This window comes from Roseomonas sp. WA12 (assembly GCF_054165765.1).
On the sequence record NZ_CM135108.1, the window covers coordinates 4,324,433 to 4,343,436 of the forward strand.

The following is a 19,004-nucleotide window of genomic DNA, read 5'->3' on the forward strand; positions in this document are numbered from 1 at the left end:
GCTCAGTTCTGCCCGAGAACCCCGTCCATCCGGCGCCACAGGCCCATCGGGTTGCCGTCGCGGAGCGCGGCGGGGAGGAGGGCGTCCGGCATGTCCTGGTAGCAGACGGGGCGGAGGAAGCGGGTGACGGCGAGGGTGCCGACGGAGGTGGAGCGGCCGTCCGAGGTGGAGGGGTAGGGGCCGCCATGGACCATGGCGTGGCTGACCTCGACACCCGTGGGGTAGCCGTTGACCAGGATGCGGCCGACGCGGCGCTCCAGCACGGGCAAGAGCAGGCGGGCCATCTCCACGTCGCCCTCATCCATCTGGATGGTGGCGGTGAGCTGGCCTTCCAGGCCTTCGGCGAGGCGCAGCATCGTCTCGACATCCGGGCAGCGGATGACGAGGGAGGCGGCGCCGAAGACCTCTTCGGCGAGGGCCGGGTCCTCCATGAAGTGGGCGGCGGTGGTCTCGAACAGGGCGGCCTCGCCCTGGGTGCCGGCGGTGGCCAGCTGACCGGAGGCGACCTTGCGCACCCGGTTGTTGCCGGCGAGGTGGGAGACGCCGGTCTGGTAGGCGGAGAGGATGCCCGGGGTCAGCATGGTCTGGGCAGGGGCGCCGCCGAGGGCCTCGGTGGCGGAGGCGAGGAACGTATCGAGCTCGGGGCCTTCCAGCGCGAGCACCAGGCCGGGATTGGTGCAGAACTGGCCGGCGCCGAGGGTGAGGGAGCCGACGAAGCCCTTGCCGATCGCGGCGGCGCGGGCGGCCATTGCCTTGGGCAGCAGGAAGACGGGGTTGATGCTGCTCATCTCGGCATAGACGGGGATGGGCTCGGGGCGGGCGGCTGCGGTCTTCATGAGCGCCGTGCCGCCCGAGCGGGAGCCGGTGAAGCCGACGGCCTTGATGCGCGGATCCGCCACCAGCCCCTGGCCGACCACCTGGCCGGAGCCGAAGAGCATGGAGAAGACGCCTTCCGGCAGGCCGGAGGACTTCACCGCGGACTGGATGGCGCGGCCGACCAGTTCCGAGGTGCCGGGATGGGCGGAATGGGCCTTCACCACCACGGGGCAGCCGGCGGCGAGCGCCGAGGCGGTGTCGCCGCCGCCGACCGAGAAGGCCAGCGGGAAGTTGGAGGCGCCGAAGACCGCCACGGGGCCGAGCGGGATCATGCGGACGCGGAGGTCCGGGCGGGGCAGGGGGGTGCGGTTGGGCAGGGCGGGGTCGATGCGGGCGGAGACGAAGGTGCCGTCCCGCACCTCGGCCGCGAAGAGGCGGAGCTGGCCGACGGTGCGGCCGCGCTCGCCCTCGAGGCGCCCGCGGGGCAGGCCGCTCTCGGCCATGGCGCGCAGGATCAGCTCGTCGCCGATGTCGAGGATGGCCTGGGCGCAGGCTTCGAGGAAGGCGGCGCGGGCCTCGGGGGTGGTCTCGCGATAGGTGTCGAAGGCGGCCCAGGCGAGGGCGCAGGCGCGGTCCACATCGGCTGCGGTGCCGCCGCCGAAGGCGGGTTCCAGGGGCTGGCCGGTGGCGGCTTCGATCGCGCGGATCGGCTTGTCCGTGCCGCGGAGCGCCGTGGCGCCGATCAGCATTTCGCCGGTGAGGGACATGGGGGCTTCCTCGTCTGGTTCGTGCCTCGGTTAGGAACCGGGCCGCGTGACGGGTGCCATAGCACATTTGGGCGCTCGCCAGGAAAAGGCCGGGTAGAGGTATTCTCCCGTCGAACGCATGCGTTCGACCCCCGTCATCTGTTTTTCCCGGTTGAGGGGAGCGCCATCGCCTCCCACGCGCCAGCAAACACTTCACAAATAGAAGGGGGTCCGGGGGGATACCTCCCCCCGGCCTTTTACCGCCCCAACCGCGCCTTCATAGCCAGCACCGCGCTATCCGGTGTGGTCAGCACGCGCTTGCCGGTGGCCGCTGCCACCCGGGGCGCCGCGCGGGCGAGGCTGAACTGGGCGAGGGCGATGACGTCGCAGTCCATGAGGTTCCCGGCGGCGAGGGCGGCGAGATCGTCGTGGCGGTCGGGGTCGCCGCGGTTCAGGGCGTCGAGCGCGCCGCCGGCGAGCTGGGGGACGAGGGTGACGCTGGCCGGGAACTCGGCGGGCATGCTGGCGAGGGTGGGCGGGAAGGTGGCGAGGAGGCCGATGCGGCCGCCGATGGCCACGGCGTCGGCCACCATGGCCTCGTTGGGTTTGAGGACGGGGAGGGTGGGGTGTTCGGCGGCGACCGCCTCGATGCAGGGGCCGAAGGCGGAGCAGGTGAAGAGGATGGCGTCGGCGCCGGTGCCGACGGCGTAGCGGGCAAGGTCGAGGAAGCGGTCAGTCATCGAAGGGGTGAGGGCGCCGTCACGGGCGAGATCGGCGGAGAGGCTGTCGTCGAGCAGGTTCATTAGCGCGGCTTCGGGCCAGAGACGGGCGAAGGAGGCTTCGACCGGCGGGGGGGAGTGGCGCAGGGCGTGGATGAGGGCGATCCGCATGGCCCGGAGTGTGACCCGCGACTGCTAATGAAACAAGTGTTGCGGATTCTGTGCCTCGGTGCATTGTGTGTTTCATGGTGCAGGATGGACCGCTCGAACAGTTGCGCCTGGCGCTGCCGGGGCTGCCGCCCCGGCTGGGGGCGGCGGCACGGTACCTGGCGGAACATGCCTTCGATGCGACGACGCGCTCGATGCGCGAGTTGGCGGGGGATGCGGGTGTAACGCCGGCGAGCTTTACGAGGCTGGCGCAGGCGCTGGGTTATTCCGGATGGGAGCCGCTGCGGGCGGCACTGGTGGAGGCGCGGCGGCCGGCGGCGCCGTTTTCGGGCCGGGCGCGCGCCAGGGACGACCTTCCTGCCGCGATGGTGGCAGCGGATGCGGCCGTGCTGGGCGGGCTGGAGGCCGGGGCAGTGGCGGGGGCGGCGGCGGCGCTGCACCGGGCACCGCGGATCTGGTGCGCGGGGTTTCGCTCCTGCCGGGCGGTGGCGGGGCTGCTGCACTACCAGTTGAGGCTGTTCCGGCCGGAGACGCGGCTTGTCGGCGCCGAAGGGCCGGAGGAGCTGGATTTCGACGCCTTCGCTCCCCGCGAGGCGGTGGTGCTGGTGAGCTTCGCGCCCTACTCGGCCGAGGCGGTGCGGACGGCGGCGGCCGCGCGGGCGGCAGGGGCGGTGCTGGTGGCACTGGCAGATTCGGCGGTGGCGCCGGTCTCGCGCGGGGCCGGGCATCTGCTGCGGTTCGAGGCCGGTGGGCCTGGGTTTTTCCATTCGCTGACCGGCGCGGTGTCGCTGGCGCAGGCGCTGGCGGCGGCGGTGTTCGCGCAGGGCGGGGCCGCTTCGATGGAGCGGCTGCGCCAGGCGGAGGCGCGGCTGGCCGAATTGTCCCGATACGTTTCCGACGAGGATCTCCGATGAACTCCCGCCTTCTGCATCGCGGCCGCACGGCGCCGCCCGTGGCCACCGGGGGCCGCGGCTCCTGGCTGCATCTGTCCGATGGGCGGGAGATTTTGGACGCGTCGGGCGGGGCGGCGGTGTCCTGCCTGGGGCATGGGCATCCGGCCGTGGTGGCGGCCGTGCAGAGGCAGGTGGGGGCGCTGGAATACGCGCATACCGGCTTCTTCACGAACGAGCCGGCGGAGCGGCTGGGCGAGGTGCTGGTGGGGCATGAGCCCGGCGGGTTGAGCCGCGCCTATTTCGTCTCCGGCGGGTCCGAGGCGATGGAGGCGGCGCTGAAGCTGGCGCGGCAGCACTTCGTGGAGAAGGGCGAGCCGCAGCGCGCGCGCTTCATCGGGCGCCGGCAGAGCTATCACGGCAACACGCTCGGGGCACTGGCGCTGGGCGGGAATGCGGCGCGGCGGAAGCCCTATGCGCCGATCCTGGCGGATGCGTTCAGCCATGTGTCGCCGGCCTTCGCCTATCGCGAGATGCGGGATGGGGAGGATGAGGCTGGTTACGTAGCGCGGCTGGCGGAGGAGCTGGAGGGGGAGTTCCAGCGGCTGGGGCCGCATAACGTCGCGGCCTTCGTGGCGGAGACGGTGGTGGGGGCGACGGCAGGCTGCGTTGCCGCGCCTTCCGGCTATTTCCGCGCGGTGCGGGAGATCTGCGACCGGCACGGGGCGCTGCTGATCCTCGACGAGGTGATGTCGGGGATGGGGCGGACGGGCACGCTGCATGCCTGGGAGCAGGAGGGGATGTCGCCGGATATCCAGGCGATCGCGAAGGGGCTGGGCGGCGGGTACCAGCCGATCGGCGCCATCCTGATGAGCGAGCGGGTGCTGGCGCCGATCATGGCGGGCTCGGGCGCCTTCGCGCATGGGCACACCTATCTCTCCCATCCCGTGGCCTGTGCGGCGGCGCTGGCGGTGCAGGAGGCGATCGCGGCCGACGGGCTGCTGGAGCGGGTGCGCGTGCTGGGGGCGCGGCTGGAGGCCGGGCTGACGGAGCGCTTCGGGAACCACCGGCATGTCGGGGATATCCGTGGGCGCGGGCTGTTCCAGGCGATCGAGCTGGTGGCGGATCGCGGCAGCCGGGCGCCGTTCGAGCCCTCTCGGAAGCTGAACCTGCGGATCCGGGACGAGGCGCTGGCGCGCGGGCTGGCGGTGTATCCGGGGGCGGGCACGGCCGATGGGGTGGCGGGGGATCACATCCTGCTCGCGCCGCCCTATACCGCCAGCGAGGAGGAGATCGATCTCGTGGTGGCACGCCTGGGCGAAGCCGTGGATGCGGCGCTGGCGGCGTGATGCACGCCGTTACGCCTCTCTATGCCGGGGTGTCCGGCCTGTTCTTCCTGGTGCTGTCCGCGCGCGTGATCCAGGCGCGCGGGCGGGCGAAGGTGTCGCTCGGCCTCGGTGAGGACCCGGCGCTGCATCGCGCGGTGCGCGTGCACGGGAACTTCGCGGAATACGTGCCGCTGACGCTGCTGCTCATGCTGGCGGTGGAGGTGATGGGGGTCGCCCATTGGATCCTGCATCTGGCCGGGCTGGGCATGCTGCTCGGCCGACTGGCGCACGCACTGAGCATCGGGCGTGCGACGCATGACCATCGCCTGCGGGTCGCGGGCATGGTGCTGACCTTCGCCTCCATCACGGTGCTGTCGCTCGCCGCCATCGCCTTCTCCCTCCTCTGAACTTCAAAACAAGGACTAATTGTATGAAGCGACTTCTGCTGGCGGCCTGTGCCGTCCTCGGCCTGGCCAGCGCGGCCGGTGCTGCGACGCTGGATACGGTGAAGCAGCGCGGTACGCTCGCCTGCGGCGTTTCCACGGGCTTTGCCGGCTTCTCCACGCCGGATTCGCGCGGCGATGTGCGGGGGCTGGATGCGGATTACTGCCGCGCCATCGCCGCCGCCGTGCTGGGCGATGCGACGAAGGTGCGTTTCGTGAGCCTGACGGCGCAGAACCGCTTCACCGCGCTGCAGTCCGGCGAGATTGACGTGCTGTTGCGCAACTCCACCCAGACCTTCCTGCGCGATGCCTCGATCGGGCTGAACCAGGGGCCGGTGAATTTCTATGACGGCCAGGGCTTCGCCGTGCGCCGCGATGCCGGGGTGCGCGACGTGAAGGGGCTGGATGGCGCGACCGTTTGCGTGGCCCAGGGCACGACGCATGAGGTAACGCTGGGCGACGTGGCCCGCGCGCGCAACATCCGCTTCCAGCCCGTGGTGTTCGAGCGGGTGGATACGATGTACCAGGCCTTCTTCGCCGGCCGCTGCGACGCGATGACGCAGGACGCCTCGGCGCTGGCCGGCGCACTGTCCGCAGGCGTCGCGAATGCGGCGGATTACATGGTGCTGGCCGAGACGATCTCGAAGGAGCCGCTCGGCCCGTTCACGCGCAACGGCGATGACGCCTGGAGCAACATCGTGGCCTGGGTGCATTACGGGCTGGTGGAGGCCGAGGAGGCCGGGATCACCGCCGCCAATGCCGATCAGATGGCGGCGGGGCAGAACCCGGTGGCGCAGCGGCTGCTGGGCACGAGCGGCGAGTTCGGGTCCCGCCTCGGGCTCGACAACCGCTGGATGCTGAACGCCATCAAGGCGGTGGGCAATTACGGCGAGGTGTTCGAGCGCAATGTCGGGCAGGGCAGCGCGCTGAAGCTGCAGCGCGGGGCGAACGGGCTGTGGAACGCCGGTGGGCTGATGTACGCGATTCCCTTCCGCTAAGGCGCGTCCCGGGAGGGAGAAGGAATTCTCCCTCCCGGACCCTCCCTCATCTTCTTCTTTCTGGCTGCCGCGGAATGCTCGGCTTGCGGTGCGCCGAGGCTCGATGAGCCTCGGCGTGGGACATGGCGGTTCTTGCTGCCAAAAATTCATGGCCTGCGGCGCCGTCCTTTGATCATCGCATCCACGGCAGTCCGATAGAAAAAGGAGGGGGTCTGGGGGAGTTCACTCCCCCGGCCTTCCCGCAAAGAAAAAGGCCCCGGCGGATCGCTCCGCCGGGGCCTTCTCTGTTCAGCCAGGGATCAGCCCAGGCGCTCGCCGTGCAGCGTGACGTCGAGGCCTTCGCGCTCCTCTTCCTCGGTGACGCGGAGGCCGACGATGACGTCCACAATCTTGAGGAGGATCCAGGTGGCGATCGCGGTGAAGACGAAGACCGCGGCGACGGCGATGGCCTGCTTGGTGAGGAGTTCCATGCCGCCGACATAGGCGCCGTCCGGCACTGCCGTGGTGGCGGTGAGCGGGCCGTAGGCGAAGAGGCCCGTCAGCAGCGCGCCGACGATGCCGCAGAGGCCGTGCACGCCGAAGGCGTCCAGGCTGTCGTCATAGCCGCACCAGTGCTTGAGCGCGGTGGCGCCCCAGAAGCCGGTGAGGCCGGCGACCGCGCCGATGATCAGCGCCGGCACGGGCAGGACGAAGCCCGCGGCCGGGGTGATGGCGACGAGGCCGGCGACGGCGCCGGAGATGGCGCCGAGGACGGAGGGCTTGCCCTTGACCAGCCACTCCGCGAACACCCAGGCCAGCGCTGCAACGGCGGCGGCGATCTGCGTCACCAGCATGGCCATGCCCGCGCGGCCACCGGCGGCGCCGGCGGAGCCCGCGTTGAAGCCGAACCAGCCCACCCAGAGCAGCGAGGCGCCGATGACGGCGAGGCCGAGGTTGAAGGGCGACATGTTGTCGTGCCCGTAGCCGACGCGCTTGCCGAGGACGATGGCGGCGACGAGGCCCGCGACGCCCGCGTTGATGTGCACGACCGTACCGCCCGCGAAGTCCGCAGCGCCGAGGTCGAAAATCCAGCCGTTCGGGTGCCACACCCAGTGGGCGACGGGGGCATAGACCACCAGCAGCCAGAGGATGGTGAAGAGCACCATGGCGGAGAACTTCATCCGGTCGGCATAGGCGCCAGAGATGAGGGCGGGGGTGATGATGGCGAAGGTCATCTGGAACATCAGGAAGACCGTCTCGGGAATCGTGAAGACCACCGCGTCATCGCTGGTGCCCAGGGTGAAGGGCTTGTCCCAGTTCTCGGCCACGCCGCGCAGCAGCAGCTTGGAGAGGTCGCCGACATAGGCGCCGCCCTCGCCGAAGGCGAGGGAGTAGCCGGCCACCATCCACACCACCGTCGCGATGGCGGTGATGGCGAAGGACTGCATCAGCGTCGACAGCACGTTCTTCTTGCGGACCATGCCCGCGTAGAAGAGCGCGAGGCCGGGGATGGTCATCATCAGGACCAGCGCTGTGGAGGTGAGCATCCAGGCGGTGTCGCCGGCATTCACGGTGGTTTCCGGCGTGTCCTGGGCCAGGGCCGGGCCGGCCAGCAGCACTGCCGCGGTGGCGGCCGCGAGAAGGCCCCCCTTGGCGCGCAGATGGGGTCGCATCGTCGTTTCCTTGCTCGTCATTGTCTCACAGGGCCCCCGCATCGGTCTCGCCGGTGCGGATGCGGAGCGCGCGCTCCAGATCCAGCACGAAGACCTTGCCGTCGCCGATCTTGCCGGTGCGCGCGGTGGAGGCGATCGCCTCCACCACCGCGTCCACCAGTTCGGACGGGACGGCCACTTCGATCTTCAGCTTCGGAAGGAAGGAGACCTGGTACTCGGCGCCACGGTAGATTTCCGTCTGCCCCTTCTGCCGGCCGAAGCCCTTCACCTCGGTCACGGTCAGCCCCTGCACGCCGAGCGGGGTGAGCGCTTCGCGCACCTCGTCCAGCTTGAACGGCTTGATGATCGCCATCACCAACTTCATCGTTACGCGGCCCCCTTCCTCCGCTTGAGTGGGGGCATTTATGCGAGTTGCGTGCCACGTCGTTACACGTGGGCAGGGTGACGAAGGCTGGTGTGCTGCCCAAATGATGGGCAGAACACCGCCCCGTGATGCAGGAACACCCGATGATGCCGCCCAGCCCCGTCCGGAGCGATGAGCCGAGGTCCGAGCCGACGACGGATGTGGACGTGCTGGTGATCGGCGCGGGGCCCGTGGGTGGCACGCTGGCGGCGACGCTGGCGACGGCGGGGCTGACGGTGGCCGTGGTGGACGCGCAGGCGCTGCCGCCAATGGAGCTCCCCGCCTTTGATGGGCGGGCCTATGCCATCGCGGCGGGCAGCCGGAACCTGCTGGCGGCGGCCGGGCTGTGGGACCTGCTGCCGGAGGTGCCCTGCGCGATCACAGGCATCCGGGTGAGCGACGGGCGGCCGGGCGAGGCGCCTTCGCCGCTGCGGCTGCATTTCGATGCGGCGGAGATGGGGGAGGAGGCCTTCGGCTGGATGGTCGAGGCGCGGTCCCTTCGGGTGGCGCTGAATGCGCGGCTGGCAGGGCTGCCCGGGCTCCAGGTGCTGGCGCCGATGACGGCGGTGCTCGATCGCGGGGCGGACGGGGTGGTGGCGCGGCTGTCGGACGGGCGGGTGCTGCGGGCGCGGCTGGCGGTTTCGGCCGAGGGGCGGCGGAGCGGGTTGCGCGGCGAGGCCGGGATCGGGGCCGCGCGGCTGGATTACCGGACGTCCGGCATTGTCTGCGCTATCGCGCATGAGCGGCCGCATGGCGGCACGGCGCTGGAGGCCTTCCTGCCCAACGGGCCCTTCGCGCAGCTGCCGCTGGCCGATGCGTCGCCGGAGGGCGAGGGGGAGCGCGCGCGGGCGGCGAGAGAAGGCTTCCCGCATGCCTCGGCCATCGTGTGGTCGGAGCGGAGCGACCTGGCGCCGCGCTTCATGGCGATGGCGCCCGAGGAGTTCACCCGGGAGGTGGCGCGCCGGATGGGCAGCCATCTGGGCCGGCTGCAGCTGGTGGGCGGGCGCTGGTCCTATCCGCTCTCGGCGCTGCAGGCGATGCGCTTTACCGATACCCGGCTGGCGCTGGTGGGGGATGCCGCGCATGGCATCCACCCGATCGCCGGGCAGGGGCTGAATGTGGGGTTCCGCGACGTGGCGGCGCTGGCGGAACTGGTGATCCAGGCGCGATCGGCGGGGGCGGATGTGGGGTCGCCGTCGGTACTCGCGGCCTATCAGGCGGCGCGGCGGCCGGACTCGCTCATGATGCTGGGCGCGACCCATGCGCTGGAGCGGCTGTTCGGGAACGACCTGGCGCCGGTGCGGATCGCGCGGCGGCTGGGGATTGCGGCGGTGGACCGGATTCCCGTGTTGAAGGGCTTTTTCGCGCGGCGGGCCATGGGGTTGGGCGGCGGGGCGGCTTCCGGCCTGCTGGCCGGACGGGGTTTGATGGCCGGGGGGTAATGCCTTCGGGTTGAGGCTCGGGGGCTGGCTGCTAGCGCAGGCTGACATGCCAGCGGAGCAGCCTGATGGTGCCGGATTGCAGCAGGCGCTGGCGCAGCAGCCAGACCTCGGCCTCCGCGACGAGGGCGCGAGCGGCGGTGCGGCTCGGCCGGTCCGGGCCCGCGGCCATGGTGCCGACCAGCCCGGCCCAGGCTTCCAGCACGGCGGGGCCCTGGCGGATGCCGGCATCCTCGACGACGTGGAGGTTGTAGCGATGGGCTTCCAGCGCCGCCCCGATCTCCGCCTCTGTCGGGGGTGGTTCGGCGCGGCCTTCCAGTTCCAGCCAGCGGTCCAGGTCCCGGCCGGGGCGGGCGGGCGCGGTGCTGACCATGTCGAGCATCACGAGCTGCGCGGCGGGCTTCAGCTCGGCGGTAAGGGCAGGGAGTAGTCTGTCCGGCGGGCACCGTCGCAAGGCTTCCAGCGCCAGGGCGTGGTCGTGGTAGCGAGCGCGGAAGGCGGGGTTGCAGGGATTCCAGGGGGCGCGGGTGACGCGCTTGCCGAACCGGGCGAGCGCGGTTCCCATCTCCAGCGACACCTCCGGATCGTCTAGATGGGCGGAGATGCGGCTGCCACGGGCTGCGGCGATGGCCGCGACGCCGCCGCTATCCCGCCCGATCATGAGCAGCGTGACCGCGTTGGAGAGCGGCAGCAGGCCGCAGAGGCGCTTGGCCTCCGCGGTGCCACCGGGCATCAGGAAGCCCTTACCCCAGAGCTGGTCGGTCCAGTAATGCGCCGGGATCGCCGGGGGTGGGGTGGGCCCTGCCGGGGTGGCGGGTGCGATGTCGACAGGCGGTCCGGCCGCCTCAGTGGCGGCGGATGGCACGAGGGCCGGGTGCCTCAAGGCCTGCCGGGCCCATGCGAGGAGCTGCGCGAGCCAGCGCGGCCGCCGCGCAGGGTTCCCGGGCTGGGCATTGGCGAGCATCGACAGCAGGGCCAGTGAGGCGGGCATCCCGCTCCATCTCCGATCAATGCATTCACGCACTGGAAGATGAAGGAATCCTCGCCGGCCTCGCCCGGGACGGTCAGGCCGGGGCTACCATTCCACCCCGATCTTGCCGAAATGCCCCGCCGACTCCTCGTAGCGGAACGCATCCGCCAGCCCATCGAGCGGGAAGACGCGGTCGATCACCGGGCGCAGCGCGCCGCCGTCGAGGGCGCGGACGAAATCCTGCTGGTGGCGGCGGCTGCCGACGATCAGGCCCTGGAGCCGGGCCTGCTTGGCCATGAGGAGGGCCGTCGGCACCTCGCCGCCACGGCCGGTGAGGACGCCGATGAGGGAGATGTGGCCCCCGACGCGCACGGCCCGAATGGATTGCGGCAGAGTGCCCGGCCCCCCGACCTCGACCACATGGTCCACGCCGCGGCCCTCGGTCAGCGCCAGCACGCGGGCGCCCCATTCCGGTTCGGCGCGGTAGTTGATCGTCTCGTCGGCACCCAGGGCGCGGGCGCGTTCCAGCTTTTCGTCCGAGGAAGAGGTGATGATGACGCGGGCGCCGGCGCGCTTGGCCAGCTGCAGCGCGAAGATGGAGACGCCGCCGGTGCCCAGCGCCAGCACCGTATCCCCGGGCTTAAGGCCGCCATCGACGACCAGGGCGCGCCAGGCGGTGAGGCCGGCGGTGGTGATGGTGGCGGCTTCCAGATGGCTGTAGCCGCGTGGGGTGCGAGTGAAGGCGGTGGCGGGCAGGGTGACGTATTCCTGCGCGAAGCCGTCGATGCCGTCGCCGGGAGTGCGGCTGAAGTCGGCGACCGTGGGCGGGCCGTCCTGCCAGTCCGGAAAGAAGCAGGAGACGACGTGGTCGCCCGGGGCGAAGTCGGTCACGCCCTTGCCCACCGCCTCCACCGCGCCGGCGCCATCGGCCAGGGGGACGCGGCCATCGGCCGAGCGCATCCGGCCGGTGGCAACGCCAAGGTCGTGGAAGTTCAGCGAACTGGCATGGAGGGCGACGCGGATCTCGCCGGGGCCGGGCGGGCCGGGATCCGGGCGCTCCACCATCTCCAGCCTGTCCAGCCCGCCCGGGCTGCGCACGACAACCGCCTTCACTAAGGCCTCCGCCACCTGTTCGGCGGATGAAACGCGTGGGCGGGCTATTCGCCGCCCAGCAGGCCTTCCACGATGCCGCGAATCAGGGCGACGCCTTCCGACAGGCGTTCGAGCGCGAGGGGGCGGCCGCGGGCATCGCCTGTCAGGGCGAGGGTGCCGCGGTCCTGCGCCAGCTCGCGGGCGGAGAGGCGGCCGTCGCCGTCGTAATCCAGGCTCTCGACCATCAGCCGGGCGGCGGCAACGCCGCCGAGCGCCCCGGCCGCGCCCGTCAGGCCGCCGAGTTCCTGCCCCATCTCGGCCTGGAGCGAGAGGAGCCAGGCGGCGCCGCGGAGGAGGCGGGCGATCTCGGCGGTGCCGAGGAGGTTGTCCCCGGAGACATCGCCCACCCGGATGAGGGCGGCGCCGCAACCGGCCACGCTTCCCGAGCCGGGCCCGCAGGCGGCTTCGAGCAGTTCGAGCGAGCCGAGAAAGGCCACGCCCTCGCCCTGGCTGGCAAAGGAGAGCGGGGTGGCGGGGCAGCGGCGCCAGGCAGTGACGGGGGTGTCGCCGGGAAGGCGGTCGTCGCGGGTCTTGTTGGCGGGCTCGGCGGATTCGAGCGCGCCGGCACCGGCGGCGCGGATCATCAGGCGGGGGGCTTCGGGGCCGCGGGCGGTGGCGACCATCCAGCCGGATTCGAGGGGGCGGGATTCGGTGAAGCGCAGCAGCCGGCCGGGACCGTCCGCCGGGACGCGGGCGGCGCCGCGGGCGGAGAGGGCGAGCATGGCGTTGGGAGCGGCGCATTCGCCGGCGAACCAGGCACCGCGCAGGGAATCGACCACGGGAGTGAGGGGTGCCTCGGGCGCCGTGGCCGCGGTTTGCGCCCCGGCCACGAGGGGCGCGAGGAGGAGGGCGAGGGCGGCGAGACGGCCAATGAGGCGGCCGGTGGGGCGAGCGGTCACGGTAGGGGCACCTCGGTTCCGGCGCAGAGGTCGATCGGGTTCCGCACCACCTCGCGCCCGTCGCGGAAGACGGCGGTGAGGCGGGCGAGGCAGGCACCGCCATCGGGCGGGGCGACGTCCAGAGTCTCGTTCACGCCGAGCACGGTGGCACCCAGCCGGTCCTCGCCGCGCGGGGCGTCGGCCGGGCCCTCATGTGGGTCGAGGTAAAGCTCGATGATGGGCAGGCGGGCGGCGTTGCGCAGGCGGATGCTGCCGGGGCGGGGGGCGCCGTCCTCCTCCTCTCCCTCGTCCAGCCGGGCGGCGATGGTCCAGCCCGGGCGGAAGGCGATGAGCGGGGTTTGGCAGATATTCACCTCCCGCCGCTCCTCCGCACCGCCGGTGGGGAAGACGATGCGGATATCGGCGACGCATTCCACGGGGACGGAGAGGGCTTGGCTGTCGTTGCGGCCGAGGCCGTCCGGCAGGCGCTCGGGGCCCCAGTCGCCCTCGGAGGAGGAAGAAACGTAGATCTCGTCGATCCGGGCGCCGTGGCGGTTGATGACCGTCAGCGTCCGCTCGGCCGGGCGGGGGATGCCGCTGCCGTCGAAGGCGACGGGGTTGGTGGTGCAGACATCCAGGTCCCGCTTCGCTTCGGCCGTGCCGTCCTCATAGGTGGCGCGGAGATCGGCCGCGCAGGCGGGTAGGCGGATGCGCAGGCGGAAGGTGCTGCCATCGGGCGCCATCTCGCTGCCCATGCGGTCCACGCCCCAGCCCTCCTCGGCCTCGAGCGCGCCGCCGCGACCGGCGGGGACGATGTGCAAGCCCTGCAGCGCGCGGCCGGCGCGGTTGGCGACCGTGACGTCCCGCCAGATCAGGGAGGGGTCGGCGAGGGTGACGCGGGGGTTGCGGCAGACATCCACCCGGGGGCGCGCGACCTCCGACCCATCGGCCATGACGGCGGTGATGTCGAAGAGGCAGTCGCGGCGCCGGCCGAGGCGGAGGCGGTGGGTGCGGCCGGCCGGCACGGTCTCGGCCCCCAGCCGGTCCGGCCCACGAGAGGCGGCGCCGGGCGGGGCGGCGTAGATCTCGCGGATCTCGAGATCGGTGTCGTTGTTGACCAGGGCCTCCCGCGCCGGGGCGGAGGCATCGCCGAGGGTGACGCGGGCGGCGCGGCAGAGATCCACGCGCCGCTCCTCTACCGTCTCATCGGCGAGGACGGCGCGGAGCTGCCAGGCGCAGGGCTGGTTGCGGCCGAGGCGAAGACGGAGGCTGCCGCCGGAGGGCAAGGTGTCCGCGCCGAGGCGGTCGGGGCCCGGGGCGGATTCGGTGGCGGGGGCGAGGTAGAGCTCGCGCACGGCCATGCCGGTCTCATTGGCGACCACGGCCTCGCGCTCGGCACCCGGGCGGTTCTGGCCGGATCCTTGGGCGAGGGCCGGCGCGCAGAGGAGAGGAAGGGCCAGCAGCCCGGCTCCTGCCCAGAGCCCCGCGACGATCCCGCGCATTCCGCAACCCCGATTCCAAGCCGCCGCCAGGCCCGTTCGGCCCGATGGCGTGCAGGATCGTCGCATGAAAGCCACGGCGCAATTGCAGAAAAGACACAGGTGCCATTCCGAGTGGTGGAGCGGGCAGGCTGGCGCAATCGCAGGTCATCACGGGGGTGCGAGGGCGGGCGTTGATGACCGGGCTTTAATGCGGGCGCGATGATTCCGGCGCGGGTGGGATTTCAGCTTCCTGGGCCGGACAGTCTAGTCTGCGCCGAAGATTCCCATGGGAGGGACCTGACCGATGACACGCCCGATTGCCCGCCGTTCGCTGCTGGCGGCCGCCGCGGCCCTGCCGCTGCCATTCCTGCTGCCCGGCGGCGCGCGCGCCCAGGGCGCGCCGCGCTACCCGAGCCTGAACATGTTCATCCCCGCGGCGCCCGGCGGCGGCTGGGACGGGTTGGGCCGCGCGATCGAGCAAGTGGCGCGCGGCGCCGGGCTGGTCGGCGCCATGCAGTTCGAGAATGTGGGCGGCGCCGGCGGCGCGGTGGGGCTGCCGCGTTTCGTTGCGCAGCGCCGCGGGCGGCCGGATGCGCTGATGGTGGCGGGTGCCGTGATGGTCGGCGCGACGATCACCAACAAGAGCCCGGTCGGCATCAAGGATGTGACGCCGATCGCGCGGCTGACCGATGAGACGCTGGCTGTCGTAGTGCCGGCGAATTCCGAGCTGCGCGACATCAAGGGGCTGATGGATGCGCTGAAGGCCAACCCCGGCGGCGTCGCGGTGGGTGGCGGCTCGGCGGGCGGGATGGACCACATCCTGCTCGGGCTGATGATCAAGTCGGTCGGGCGGAATGCGCGGGAGGCCTCCTATGTCGCCTTCGCCGGTGGCGGGCCGGCCCAGGCGGCGATCATGGGCGGGCAGGTGAAGGCCGGCATCTCCGGCTATTCGGAGTTCGCCGAGCAGATCAAGGCCGGGCGGATGCGGATGCTGGCCACCAGCGGCGAGACGCGCGCGGACCCCGCGGTGCCGACGCTGAAGGAGAGCGGGATCGACATCGTGCTGGGCAACTGGCGCGGGCTGTTCGCGCCGCCGGGGATCAGCGCCGAGGTGCGCGCCAACCACACGCGCTTCGCCACCGATCTGCACGCGGTGCCGGCCTGGAAGGCGCTGCTAGAGACGCGCGGCTGGGAGGACGCCTTCCTGGAGGGGGGCACCTTCGAGGAGTTCCTGAAGCGCGACAACGACGCGACGGTCGCGGTTCTGCGCGATATCGGCCTGGCCTGAGGCCACGTCTTGCGGGCGCGCTGCATGGGAATGCGGCGCGCCCGTTCCGGGCGCGATTCCCGGCGCGGGCTGACGCTGCGCTTAAGGGCCCTGCGCCTGCCCGCTTCCGCTCGCTGCGGCGGCATGTCATTCAGCCGGTGAGGAACCCGCCGCGGCGGGACCAGGGAACGGGAACTCCATGAACCAACCCCTCTCGCGGGCCGGAACGCCGGGCGCCGATCTCGGCGTCGGGCTCTTCGTCGTGCTGCTTGGCTTGCTCACGCTCTATGCGGCCTGGGCGATTCCGGATTCGCCGCTCTACGCCCAGGTCGGCGCGCGGGCGGTGCCGTATCTGGTGGGTGCCATTCTCGTCGTGCTCGGGGCCGCGCTGTCCTCCGTCGCGCTGCGCGGCGGGTGGAGCGGGGAGAACGAGGAAGCGATGGCGGCGCCGCCGACGAACTGGCGGGCGCTGGGCCTGCTGGGCGCGGGACTGCTGGTGCAGATCGCGCTGATCGACTGGCTCGGCTTCGTCATCGCCGCAACCATCCAGTACGTGCTGGTCTGCGCCGCCTTCGGGTCTCGCCATCCGCTGCGGGATCTGGCCATCGGGATCGCGGTGACGCTGGGAGCGTTTCTCGCCTTCTCGCGGCTGCTGGGCGTGAATATCGGCGCGGGCGTGCTGGAGGGAATCCTATGATGGACGTGATCTCCGGCCTGAGCATGGGCTTCGGCAATGCGCTCACGCCGATCAACCTGGGCTGGGCGCTGCTCGGCTGCTTCCTTGGCACCGCAATTGGCGTGCTGCCGGGCATCGGGCCGGCGCTGACCATCGCGCTGCTGCTGCCCGTGACCTTCAAGGTGGAGGCGACGGGGGCCTTCATCCTGTTCTGCGGCGTGTTCTACGGCGCGATGTATGGCGGTTCGACCACCTCGATCCTGCTGAACACCCCGGGCGAATCCGGTTCGATCATTACCGCGCTGGAGGGCGCGAAGATGGCGCGGAACGGGAGGGCGGGACCAGCGCTTGTCACCGCCGCCATCGGGTCCTTCGTGGCGGGGACGGTGGGGACGCTGGGGATCTCCTTCGTCGGGCCTGTCGTCGTGGATCTCGCGCTGAAGCTGGGGCCGGCCGAGTATTTCTCGCTGATGCTGCTGTGCTTCGTCACCGTCTCAGCGGTGCTGGGTGGCTCTGCGCTGCGCGGGCTCGCCTCGCTGGGCTTCGGGCTGATGCTCGGGCTGGTGGGGATCGATCTGCAGACGGGGCAGCCCAGGCTGACCTTCGGCATCCCGGAGCTGCTGGATGGCGTGAACGTCGTGCTCGTCGCCGTCGCGCTGTTCGCGGTGGGCGAGACGCTGCACATGGCCTGGCGGCATACGGAGGAAAAGCAGGTGGTGCGGCCGGTGGGGCGGCTGTGGATGAGCGCCTCCGACTGGCGGCGCAGCATCGGGCCGTGGCTGCGCGGCTCCTTCCTCGGCTTTCCCTTCGGCGTACTGCCCGCGGGCGGCACGGAGATGCCGACCATGCTGAGCTATTACGCCGAGCGGAAGCTGGTGTCCCCGGAGCATCAGCATGAGTTCGGCACCACCGGCGCCATCGAGGGCGTGGCGGGGCCGGAGGCGGCGAACAACGCGGCTGCGGCCGGCATTCTCGTGCCGATGCTGACGCTGGGGCTGCCCACATCTGCGACGGCCGCGATCATGCTTTCGGCCTTCCAATCCTATGGCATCCAGCCTGGGCCGTTGCTGTTCACGCAGCAGGCGACGCTGGTCTGGACGCTGATCGCCAGCCTCTACATCGCCAATGTCATGCTGGTGGTGCTGAACCTGCCGCTGGTGGGCCTGTGGGCGCGCATCCTGAAGATCCCGACGCCGCAATTGTACGCAGGCATCCTGGTCTTCGCGACGATCGGCACCTACGGGATCAGCAATTCGGTCACCGATCTGGTGCTGCTCTATGGCATCGGCATCATCGCCATGTTCATGCGGCGCTTCGACTTCCCGACGGCGCCTGTCGTGATCGGGATGATCCTGGGGCCGATGGCGGAGCAGGCGCTTCGTCAGGCGCTGACGATCAGCCAGGGGGATTGGACCACCTTCCTCACGCGGCCGATCTCGCTGAGCATCCTCGTGATTGCCGCGCTGGCTCTGGTGGGGCCGCGGCTGTGGGGGTTGGTGCGGCGGCAGCGGATGGCCTAGCGCGGGTTGCCCCCGGGAGGCGACGCCTCCCGGACCCCGCGTCGAGTTTTCGGGGGAGCGGCCGGCCAAGGCGCGGCCGCAGGCCCTTGATCAGGCCGCGAGAGCGGCCGTGTCAGTCGCCCGAGGTCACGGACCCCAGGCGCACCCTCAACGGATGGAAGGTCCAGGAAACTCAGTTTCCTGGCGAAGGGGGTCCGGGGGAAGCGGCGCTTCCCCTGGAGGCCGCCTAGACCGCCGCAGCCGTCCGCGCGCCCATCCGCCACACCATCACCGCGCCGACCGCCACGACCGCTCCCGCCACCAGCCCGAGTTCGCGCAGGGCGCCGGCGTTGATGGCCAAGCCGCCAAACAGGGCGCCAAGGGAAACCCCGAGATAGGTGGCTGAGGCGTTGAGGGAGAGCAGCACGGGGGCCAAGCCCGGCGAGAGGGCCACGAGGCGCACCTGCTGCACGGCGGGGAAGCACCAGTTGGTGGCGCCCCAGGCAACGAGCAGGCCGAGGACCAGGGGCAGGGCGAGGGTGGGGGCGAGCGTCTCCACCGTGAGGGAGATGGCGGCGAGCACGGCGGCGAGGGCGATGTTGGAGAGGATGAGAAAGCGCCGGGGATCCTGCCGGTCGCCCGCCCAGCCGCCGAGGGAGACGCCGAGCAGGCCGCCGAGGCCGGTGAGGAGAAGGGCGAGGGCCGTGCCGGGGCCGCCCAGGCCAAGGGTCAGCCGCAAGAAGGGGGCGAGGTAGGAGAAGAGGGCGAAGGCGCCGGCGAAGATGACGACGGTCTGCGCCAGCAGCATCGCGACCTCCGGGCGGGCGGCGACGGAGAGGCGTTCCATGACGCCAGCCACCTTGGCGCCAGGGATGCGCGGGAGGAAGGCGAGGGCGCCGGCCGCGGAGACGGCGCCGAGGGCGGCGACCGCGATGAAGGAGGCGCGCCAGCCGAAATGGTCGCCGATGAGCGTGCCGAGCGGGGCGCCGAGCACGGTGGAGAGGGTCATGCCGCCAATCACGAGGGCCATGGCGCGGCCGCGGTGGTGCGGCTCGACGAGGGCGATGGCGAGTGCGCCGGCCGTGGGGGCGACAAGGGCGGCAGAGAGGGCTGCGGCGATCCGCAGAAGCATGAGGCCGGCATAGTCGGGGGCGAGGGCGCAGCCGAGGGTGGTCAGAGCGTAGACCGCGAGAACGAAGACGAGCACGCGGCGCCGTTCCAGCCCGGCGGTGAGGGCGGCCAGCACGGGGGAGGAGAGGGCATAGGCCAGGGCGAAGGCGAGGGAGAGGGTGCCGGCGGCGGGTACGCTGACGCCGAGATCTTCCGCGATGATCGGTAGCAGGCCGGCGATGCTGAAGGTGCCGGTTCCGACGGCGAAGGTGCCGAGGGCCAGCCAGAACAGGGAGCGCGGCATGGGGGCAAAGTCCAAAGGTTATTGGACCATATGGTTGTCCATCCACTTCGGTCAAGCTGGTCCAA

At 71.5% G+C, this 19,004-nt stretch carries 17 protein-coding genes; 8 read left to right on the forward strand and 9 right to left on the reverse strand.

Features of this window, described 5'->3' with window-relative positions; translation table 11 throughout:
* Positions 1–2: 2 nt before the first annotated feature.
* Together ACVBD7_RS20495 and ACVBD7_RS20500 are read right to left on the reverse strand one after the other, a co-directional pair.
* Positions 3–1,583, reverse strand: a complete 1,581-nt coding sequence (locus tag ACVBD7_RS20495) for an aldehyde dehydrogenase (NADP(+)) (protein ID WP_458095093.1) — start codon at positions 1,581–1,583, stop codon at positions 3–5.
* Positions 1,584–1,819: 236 nt separating this feature from the next.
* Entirely contained in the window at positions 1,820–2,452 is a 633-nt protein-coding gene (locus ACVBD7_RS20500; RefSeq protein ID WP_458095094.1) for an arylsulfatase, read from the reverse strand.
* A 74-nt stretch (positions 2,453–2,526) separates the two neighbouring features.
* On the opposite strand from ACVBD7_RS20500, the gene ACVBD7_RS20505 reads away from it, so the two are divergent.
* The 4 genes from ACVBD7_RS20505 to ACVBD7_RS20520 are packed head-to-tail and all read left to right on the forward strand — an operon-like array spanning position 2,527 to position 6,108.
* Positions 2,527–3,363, forward strand: coding sequence for a MurR/RpiR family transcriptional regulator (locus ACVBD7_RS20505; RefSeq protein WP_458095095.1), 837 nt, complete (start codon positions 2,527–2,529; stop codon positions 3,361–3,363).
* Positions 3,360–4,688, forward strand: a complete 1,329-nt coding sequence (locus ACVBD7_RS20510) for an aspartate aminotransferase family protein (RefSeq protein WP_458095096.1) — start codon at positions 3,360–3,362, stop codon at positions 4,686–4,688. The genes ACVBD7_RS20505 and ACVBD7_RS20510 overlap by 4 nt, the downstream gene beginning before the upstream one ends.
* Entirely contained in the window at positions 4,688–5,074 is a 387-nt protein-coding gene (locus tag ACVBD7_RS20515; protein ID WP_458097738.1) for an MAPEG family protein, read from the forward strand. The genes ACVBD7_RS20510 and ACVBD7_RS20515 overlap by 1 nt, the downstream gene beginning before the upstream one ends.
* 23 nt (positions 5,075–5,097) lie before the next feature.
* Positions 5,098–6,108 (forward strand): amino acid ABC transporter substrate-binding protein, encoded by a 1,011-nt coding sequence (locus tag ACVBD7_RS20520; protein ID WP_458095097.1) that lies wholly within the window; start codon positions 5,098–5,100, stop codon positions 6,106–6,108.
* A gap of 299 nt (positions 6,109–6,407) precedes the next feature.
* Here ACVBD7_RS20520 and ACVBD7_RS20525 read toward each other — a convergent pair whose 3' ends face one another.
* Positions 6,408–7,760, reverse strand: coding sequence for an ammonium transporter (locus tag ACVBD7_RS20525; RefSeq protein ID WP_458095098.1), 1,353 nt, complete (start codon positions 7,758–7,760; stop codon positions 6,408–6,410).
* Positions 7,761–7,785: 25 nt separating this feature from the next.
* Positions 7,786–8,124, reverse strand: coding sequence for a P-II family nitrogen regulator (locus ACVBD7_RS20530; protein ID WP_458095099.1), 339 nt, complete (start codon positions 8,122–8,124; stop codon positions 7,786–7,788).
* A gap of 143 nt (positions 8,125–8,267) precedes the next feature.
* On the opposite strand from ACVBD7_RS20530, the gene ACVBD7_RS20535 reads away from it, so the two are divergent.
* On the forward strand, positions 8,268–9,605 hold the full coding sequence (locus tag ACVBD7_RS20535; protein ID WP_458095100.1) for a UbiH/UbiF/VisC/COQ6 family ubiquinone biosynthesis hydroxylase: 1,338 nt from the start codon (positions 8,268–8,270) through the stop codon (positions 9,603–9,605).
* Positions 9,606–9,636: 31 nt separating this feature from the next.
* Here ACVBD7_RS20535 and ACVBD7_RS20540 read toward each other — a convergent pair whose 3' ends face one another.
* From ACVBD7_RS20540 to ACVBD7_RS20555, 4 genes are all read right to left on the reverse strand, one after another.
* Entirely contained in the window at positions 9,637–10,593 is a 957-nt protein-coding gene (locus ACVBD7_RS20540) for a hypothetical protein (protein WP_458095101.1), read from the reverse strand.
* An 84-nt stretch (positions 10,594–10,677) separates the two neighbouring features.
* Complete coding sequence (locus ACVBD7_RS20545) at positions 10,678–11,685, reverse strand: zinc-dependent alcohol dehydrogenase family protein (RefSeq protein ID WP_458095102.1); 1,008 nt, start codon at positions 11,683–11,685, stop codon at positions 10,678–10,680.
* 44 nt (positions 11,686–11,729) lie between these two features.
* Complete coding sequence (locus tag ACVBD7_RS20550) at positions 11,730–12,623, reverse strand: hypothetical protein (RefSeq protein WP_458095103.1); 894 nt, start codon at positions 12,621–12,623, stop codon at positions 11,730–11,732.
* Positions 12,620–14,104, reverse strand: a complete 1,485-nt coding sequence (locus ACVBD7_RS20555) for a hypothetical protein (protein WP_458095104.1) — start codon at positions 14,102–14,104, stop codon at positions 12,620–12,622. The genes ACVBD7_RS20550 and ACVBD7_RS20555 overlap by 4 nt, the downstream gene beginning before the upstream one ends.
* 283 nt (positions 14,105–14,387) lie before the next feature.
* On the opposite strand from ACVBD7_RS20555, the gene ACVBD7_RS20560 reads away from it, so the two are divergent.
* The 3 genes from ACVBD7_RS20560 (at position 14,388) to ACVBD7_RS20570 (ending at position 17,546) form a co-directional block, all read left to right on the forward strand.
* Positions 14,388–15,371: a tripartite tricarboxylate transporter substrate binding protein gene (locus ACVBD7_RS20560; RefSeq protein ID WP_458095105.1), complete on the forward strand. Its 984-nt coding sequence runs from the start codon at positions 14,388–14,390 to the stop codon at positions 15,369–15,371.
* Between the two features lie 178 nt (positions 15,372–15,549).
* Positions 15,550–16,047: a tripartite tricarboxylate transporter TctB family protein gene (locus ACVBD7_RS20565; protein WP_458095106.1), complete on the forward strand. Its 498-nt coding sequence runs from the start codon at positions 15,550–15,552 to the stop codon at positions 16,045–16,047.
* Entirely contained in the window at positions 16,044–17,546 is a 1,503-nt protein-coding gene (locus tag ACVBD7_RS20570; protein ID WP_458095107.1) for a tripartite tricarboxylate transporter permease, read from the forward strand. The genes ACVBD7_RS20565 and ACVBD7_RS20570 overlap by 4 nt, the downstream gene beginning before the upstream one ends.
* A gap of 226 nt (positions 17,547–17,772) precedes the next feature.
* Here ACVBD7_RS20570 and ACVBD7_RS20575 read toward each other — a convergent pair whose 3' ends face one another.
* Positions 17,773–18,939 carry an MFS transporter gene (locus tag ACVBD7_RS20575; protein WP_458095108.1) on the reverse strand — a complete coding sequence of 389 codons (1,167 nt, stop codon included), beginning with the start codon at positions 18,937–18,939 and terminating at the stop codon, positions 17,773–17,775.
* Between the last annotated feature and the right edge of the window lie 65 nt (positions 18,940–19,004).